Source organism: Candidatus Polarisedimenticolia bacterium (assembly GCA_036001465.1).
Taxonomy (GTDB): domain Bacteria; phylum Acidobacteriota; class Polarisedimenticolia; order Gp22-AA2; family Gp22-AA2; genus Gp22-AA3.
This window is the reverse complement of record DASYUH010000093.1, coordinates 1-6,058: the sequence shown is the minus strand read 5'-3', so window position 1 is coordinate 6,058 and position 6,058 is coordinate 1. Positions and strand designations below refer to the sequence as shown.

Annotated in this window: 7 protein-coding genes; 4 read left to right on the top strand and 3 right to left on the bottom strand. The window is 67.9% G+C overall.

Going from position 1 to position 6,058, the window contains the following annotated elements; genetic code table 11:
* Nucleotides 1-121: 121 nt before the first annotated feature.
* Nucleotides 122-313 (bottom strand): hypothetical protein, encoded by a 192-nt coding sequence (locus VGV60_16710; GenBank protein ID HEV8702914.1) that lies wholly within the window; start codon nt 311-313, stop codon nt 122-124.
* Between VGV60_16710 and VGV60_16705 the strand changes: the two genes are divergently transcribed.
* Nucleotides 312-1,079 (top strand): TonB-dependent receptor, encoded by a 768-nt coding sequence (locus tag VGV60_16705; GenBank protein ID HEV8702913.1) that lies wholly within the window; start codon nt 312-314, stop codon nt 1,077-1,079. The two genes, VGV60_16710 and VGV60_16705, sit on opposite strands and share 2 nt — an antisense overlap.
* A gap of 94 nt (nt 1,080-1,173) precedes the next feature.
* Here the strand turns inward: VGV60_16705 and VGV60_16700 are convergent, their stop codons facing one another.
* Complete coding sequence (locus VGV60_16700) at nt 1,174-1,527, bottom strand: hypothetical protein (protein HEV8702912.1); 354 nt, start codon at nt 1,525-1,527, stop codon at nt 1,174-1,176.
* Between the two features lie 101 nt (nt 1,528-1,628).
* A complete protein-coding gene (locus VGV60_16695) occupies nt 1,629-2,615 on the bottom strand; it encodes a hypothetical protein (protein HEV8702911.1) in 987 nt (328 codons plus the stop codon).
* Between the two features lie 139 nt (nt 2,616-2,754).
* Here VGV60_16695 and VGV60_16690 point away from each other — a divergent pair, with 139 nt between their 5' ends.
* The 3 genes from VGV60_16690 to VGV60_16680 all read left to right on the top strand — a co-directional run.
* Nucleotides 2,755-3,168 carry a hypothetical protein gene (locus VGV60_16690; GenBank protein HEV8702910.1) on the top strand — a complete coding sequence of 138 codons (414 nt, stop codon included), beginning with the start codon at nt 2,755-2,757 and terminating at the stop codon, nt 3,166-3,168.
* Between the two features lie 239 nt (nt 3,169-3,407).
* Entirely contained in the window at nt 3,408-4,565 is a 1,158-nt protein-coding gene (locus VGV60_16685; protein ID HEV8702909.1) for a Re/Si-specific NAD(P)(+) transhydrogenase subunit alpha, read from the top strand.
* On the top strand, nt 4,562-6,058 hold a 1,497-nt coding region (locus tag VGV60_16680), incomplete at its 3' end, for an NAD(P)(+) transhydrogenase (Re/Si-specific) subunit beta (GenBank protein ID HEV8702908.1). The genes VGV60_16685 and VGV60_16680, both read left to right, overlap by 4 nt.

Genomic DNA, 6,058 nt, shown 5'->3' with positions numbered 1-6,058 from the left:
GGATTCAACGCCGCGAACCTGACCCGCACCAGCGCCTCTCCCGGGCCGGGGTGAGGATCCGCCACCTCGCCCAACCGAAGCGTGCCGACTCCGTCGAACGAGTCCATCAGCCATGCGCGCATCACCTGTTCCTCCGCCGCTCGGATCCATTCTCGTCGATGGGGCCCATCAGCTCGTCTGGGGAGCGGGGTATCGGTACGGACGCGACGACGTGGAGGACGGGTTCCTGGTCGGGTTCCGGCCCACACGCCGCGATCTGAGCTGGATCAACCTCTACGTCGAGGACGACGTCCGTCTCGGCGAGAAGCTCCATCTCACGGCCGGCATCAAGCTGGAGCGGAACGGCTACACGGGATGGGAGTATCTGCCCACACGTCCGGCTGGCCTGGAAGCCCTCCGGCGACCACCTCCTCTGGGCCGCCGTCTCACGGGCCGTGCGCGCCCCGGCGCGGTTCGACCGGGACGTCATCCGCCCGCTGGGCGGCGTGTTCGGTGGCCCGAATTTCGTGGCCGAGGTCGCCGACGTGTTCCAGCTCGGGTATCGGGCGCGGCCGATCAGCGTCGTCACCGGGTCGGTCACGGCATTCCTCCACCAATGGGACAAGTTGCGCAGTGCCACGGCGGCGCCCGTGATATTCGAGAACAGGATCGAGGGACCCGTGTACGGCGTGGAAGCATGGGCGTCGTGGCAGGTCCTGGGCCCCTGGCGCCTCAGTGGAGGCTTCACCGAACTCCGCAAGCGCCTGCGCCTCGAGCCCGGGAGCACGGATCCGCAGGGAGCGAGGAACCCGCAGTTCGCCAGCGACCCGGGACACCAATGGATGCTGCGGTCGTCCCTCAGCGTCTGGACCAGGCACGACCTGGACGCCACGGTGCGCCACGTGGCCGCGCTTTCGAATCCGAGCGTACCGGCCTATACCGCGGTGGACCTGCGCTATGCATGGCGGCTGCGCCCCGACCTGGAGCTCTCACTCAAGGGACAGAACCTCTTCGACCGCAGCCATCCCGAATTCAACGCGGCGCCCGGACGCAGTGAGTTCGAGCGCGCCGTTCTCCTGCGCGCGAGATGGTCGCGTTGAGCGCGCAAGCGATCGCCCTCTCCTGCGTCCATCCGGGCCGCCAGGCGGCCGAGGTCCAGCTCCGCTCGCGGGCGCTGGGCCGCCGCAGTGTCGCTCAGCAGGTGATGTGCAGGATCAGGTTCGTGTCGGCGGGCAACGCCTCGTTGACCAGCCTCACCAGCTCGGGGGTCGGCTTCGTCAGCAGCTCGAGGCCGCGCCGGCGTGCCTCCTCGCGGACGTCCTCGGCGACCGGCAGCCGCCCATGGGCGCCGGTACCGACCCACAGCCGCCGGCCGGCCCAGGGGATCTCCTCGGCCGCGGTGAGCGGTGTGTGGCCGAACTCGGCCCGCCGGGGCTTGGAGGGTCCCTTCTTGCGCTTGCGGATCCGCCCGGCCTCGACCACCACGTCGTGATCATAGGCCGTGCCGTCGATCATGATCCGCCCGAACTCGTAGGCGTCGATCCGCATGTCCGGCTACTGTCTGAGCGAATGCACATGATACACCGCTCGGGGCTCAGTGCCTTGGGCGGGAATGACCGGTCTTCCCCAGTTCCCGCGGCGGACGCATCTCACCAATCCTCCTTCTCGAAATGGATGCCGCAGGTGTCGGCGATGTGCTTGATGTCCGCCATGAGGGACGGATTGCCGCAGGTCAGGATGACGGTCCGCGCCGGATCGAGCCTGATCCTCAGCTCCTCCCGGGAGACGTGCCGCGGGAGAGCCGGTGCCACGGCGCTCTCCCGTGCCGCCCGGGCGGGCAGGATCTCCCCTCCTCGCGCGAGGGTTTCCTGCAGGTCCTGCTCCTCCTTCATCGGCAGGCCGAGGATGTGACGGAGCACGTTGTTTGCCCGCCCTCGAGCGAGGTACGGGTCCAGCGCATCCCTGGCCGTGGGGCGACTCACCGATGCGATGTACAGGAAATCGAAGCGGCGGGAGGCCGCGATGGTGGCGAGTTCCTGGTGATAGCCCAGTTCATCGTACGTCCGGTTGGCGTGGAGCAGCGTGTACTGGACGCCGTCTGTCCGGCCCTGGCCGGCCTCGGAATGGATCTGCTTGAGCATCGATACGAACGGGGCCAGGCCGGTACCGCTTCCCACGAGCAACACACTCTGAAACCCCTTCGCCCTGCTCTCGAGCGTGAAGTTCCCGGTGATGCGACTGAAATAGCGCACCTGGTCGTCCAGGGGCGGGTTCAGCTTGAAGAGCGACCCGCTCAGACGGCCGGGGACGCCGTGCGGGTTCTTCTCGAGGACGACGTAGAACTCGAGATGGCCGTTCTCCGCGGTCTCGAAGGGTGCGGAGGCGATCGAGTAGGAGTGCGTCACCGCGCCCAGCCTCGGACCGCCGGACTCGTCGAGATCGAGAACGTAGTCCACGCCGCCGTCCGGAGCCACCACACGTCTCGTGAGCCAGCAGTTGTCGCGGCGAAGGGCCATGTACTGGCCGGGCTTGTAATCCGGGAACCGATCCCCGTCCTCCGGGCGGAGGCGGAATGTCCCCAGCACGGGCGAGAGCTCATGCCAGGCGACCACGCTTCCCACCCTGAAATCCGCCACTCACTCCCCCTGGCCGGTTCCCGCCTTCTTCAAGGCGTTCCTGGTGGCGTATCATCCCCTGGATCGTGACCAGAGGTGTCGTACCGCGCGACGCATCAGGTCACCTTTCGCCGCTTCCGCAGCTCTGGGGAGGGACGCCATGACGGCCACCATTCGCGCTGTCGAGTACTTCTACGTCATGGTCAAGGACCGCCCCGGCGCAGCGTACGAGCTCCTGTCACATCTCGCCGCCGCCGAAGTGAATCTCCTCGCTTTCAACGCCATCCCCACCGGCCCCGAGCACACGCAACTGGTCCTCTTCCCCGAGAAAGTCGAGCTGCTGATCAAGGCCGCGGAGAAGGCAGGTCTCAGGCTGATGGGGCCCGAGCGGGCCTTCCTCATCCAAGGGGACGATCGGCTCGGCGCCATCGCCGAGATACATAGAAGGCTCCTCGACGCCCAGATCAACGTATACGCCTCCAGTGGAGTCACGGACGGAAGAGGCGGCTACGGCTACATCCTCTACGTCAAGGCCGACCAGTTCCGAAGCGCCGCACTCGTCCTGGGGGCCTAGGAGTCCGTCCCGGTCATGTACGAGCTCTGGTGCAGGGAAGTGTAGCGCACGCGTGCCTGGGAGCATGTCTTCGACGTTGACGAGGACACGCCCCTGACTTGACCGCGTCGGTCGGGGCGGCGTAGCCTGCGATCATTTCTGCGGGTCGTTCTGATGGCGTCCACTCGTCGGAAGCGCCCGGGAACGCCTGCGGCTCGAAGTGCCGTCCCGCCGTTGGCCTCTCGCGAATGGAGGCTCTCGTGGTCATCGGCGTTCCGACAGAAACGGCGCCCGGCGAACAGCGCGTGGCGCTCGTCCCTGAGCTCGTGCCGAGGCTCACGAAGCAGGGGCTGGAGGTCCTCGTGGAGGCCGGCGCGGGCGCCGCGGCCGGCTTCCCGGACTCGTCCTACGTGGACAAGGGCGCGCGGCTCGGGTCCGCCGTGCTCGAGGCGGCGGACGTCGTCTTGAAGGTGCAGCCACCGTCGGCCGACGAGGTGGAACGGCTGAAGGAAGGGACGACCCTCGTCGGCCTCCTCCGGCCGTACGACAGCACCGTTACCATCAAGGCCCTGGCCGCACGCAGGGTGACCGCCTTCTCGATGGAGCTCATGCCGCGCATCACGCGCGCCCAGTCCATGGATGCCCTGAGCGCCATGAGCACGGTCGCCGGGTACAAGGCCGTCCTGATCGCGGCCAGCCGGCTGCCGAAGTTCTTCCCCCTGCTCATGACCGCGGCCGGCAACGTGGCCCCCGCCCGCGTCTTCATCATCGGGGCGGGCGTGGCGGGGCTGCAGGCCATCGGGACGGCGAAGCGGCTCGGGGCCATCGTGGAGGCCTACGACACGCGCCCGGTGGTGAAGGAGCAGGTGGAGAGCCTGGGGGCCCGTTTCGCGGAGCTGGGGGTCGAGGCGAAGGACGCCCAGGACAAGGGAGGGTACGCCAAGGCCCAGTCGGAGGAGTTCTACCGCCGGCAGCAGGAGCTGATGTCCAAGTACGTGACGGCCGCGGACGTGGTGATCCCCACGGCGCTCGTCCCCGGCCAGCGCGCCCCCGTGCTCGTCACCGAGGACATGGTACGGGCCATGCGGCCGGGGTCGGTGATCGTCGACCTGGCGGCGGAGCAGGGCGGCAACTGCGCGCTCACCGAGCCGGGCCGGGAGGTCGTGAAGCACGGCGTCCTGATCATCGGCCCCACGAACCTTCCCAGCACCATGCCGGTGCACGCCAGCGAGATGTACGCGAGGACGGTCACGAGCTTCCTCTCTCACCTTCTCGAGGATGGAAGGCTGCACCTGGACCTGGAGGACGAGCTGACACGCGGTCCCCTCGTGACGTACCAGGGAGAGGTCGTCCATGAAGCGGTCCGGGCCAAGCTGCTCGATGACGCCAAGGCCGGAGCGAGGACGCCAGACAGATGACGACCGAGCTGGAGATCGGGCTCTACATCTTCATGCTCGCCGGCTTCCTCGGGTACCACCTGATCTCGGGGGTGCCGCCGCTGCTCCACACGCCGCTGATGTCCGCCACCAACGCGATGTCGGGGATCTCGCTGGTGGGCTCGCTGATCGTCGCCGGCGCGGGCCACGATCCCCTGAGCACGGCCTTCGGCTTCATTGCCGTGACGTGTTCGAGCACCAACGTGGTGGGCGGCTTCCTGATCACCGATCGCATGCTGCGGATGTTCAAGAGGGAGCAGGACCGCGTGGCCCGAAAGGGCCGGGGGCGGACGGTTGCCCTGGCCCTGCTCACCGTCCTGGCCGTGCTGGTGGGCGTGATCCTCTCCTTCCCTGACCTCAGGTCCCACTTCGCCGGTCGCGATCTGACCCAGGCCCTGAAGTTCTGCTACATCCTCTCGGCCGCCCTCTTCATCATGGGGCTGAAGGGCCTCAGCTCTCCCCGCTACGCCCGGAAGGGGATGTTCCTGGCCGAGTTCGGCATGGTCATGGCCGTCGTGGGCACACTCCTGCTTCCCGAGATCGTCACCTACCGGTGGATCGTCGTCGGGCTCATCCTCGGTTCCCTCATCGGCGGGAGCATGGGGATGTGGATACCGATGACGGCCGTCCCGCAGCGGACGGCCCTTTCCCATTCGCTGGGGGCCCTGGCCGCGACCCTGATCGGCGTCTCCGAGTACATCCGGCACGGGGGGGCGCTCGCGACGGTGCTCATGACGGCGATCGGGGCGGAGGTGGTCATCGGCGGCCTCACCTTCACGGGCAGCCTGATGGCGGCGGGCAAGCTCCAGGGGCTTCTCCCCGGAGCGCCCATCACGTACAGGGCGCAGAACGCATCCAACATCGCGTTGCTGGCGGTCATGCTCGGCAGCCTCGTGTACCTGATCCTCGCGCCCTCGGCCACCTGGCTCTTCTTCGTCATGGTCGCCCTCGCCCTGCTGTTCGGCTTCCTGCTCGTCATCCCCATCGGGGCCGCGGACATGCCGGTCGTGATCTCCCTGCTGAACTCCTACGCCGGGCTCGCCGACGCGGCCATGGGCTTCGTCCTGATGAACAAGATCCAGATCATCACCGGCTCCCTCGACGGGACCTCGGGCTTCCTCCTCTCGCTGCTGATGTGCAGGGCAATGAACCGCTCGGCCATCAACGTGCTCTTCGGCGCCTTCGGGAAGGTCGAGGCGGAAGCCGTCGGTCCGGCGGCGGAGGCGAAAGGGAGTGTGCGCAGCATCGCCCCCGACGAGGTGGCGACCCTGTTCGACGGCGCCCAGTCCGTCATCATCGTCCCGGGGTACGGGATGGCCGTGGCCCAGGCCCAACACGGCGTCGCCGAGCTGGGAAAGCGGCTGATGAAGCGCGGCATCGACGTCAAGTACGCGATCCACCCTGTCGCCGGCCGCATGCCCGGGCACATGAACGTGCTGCTTGCCGACGCCCAGGTCCCCTATGACCAGCTCTAC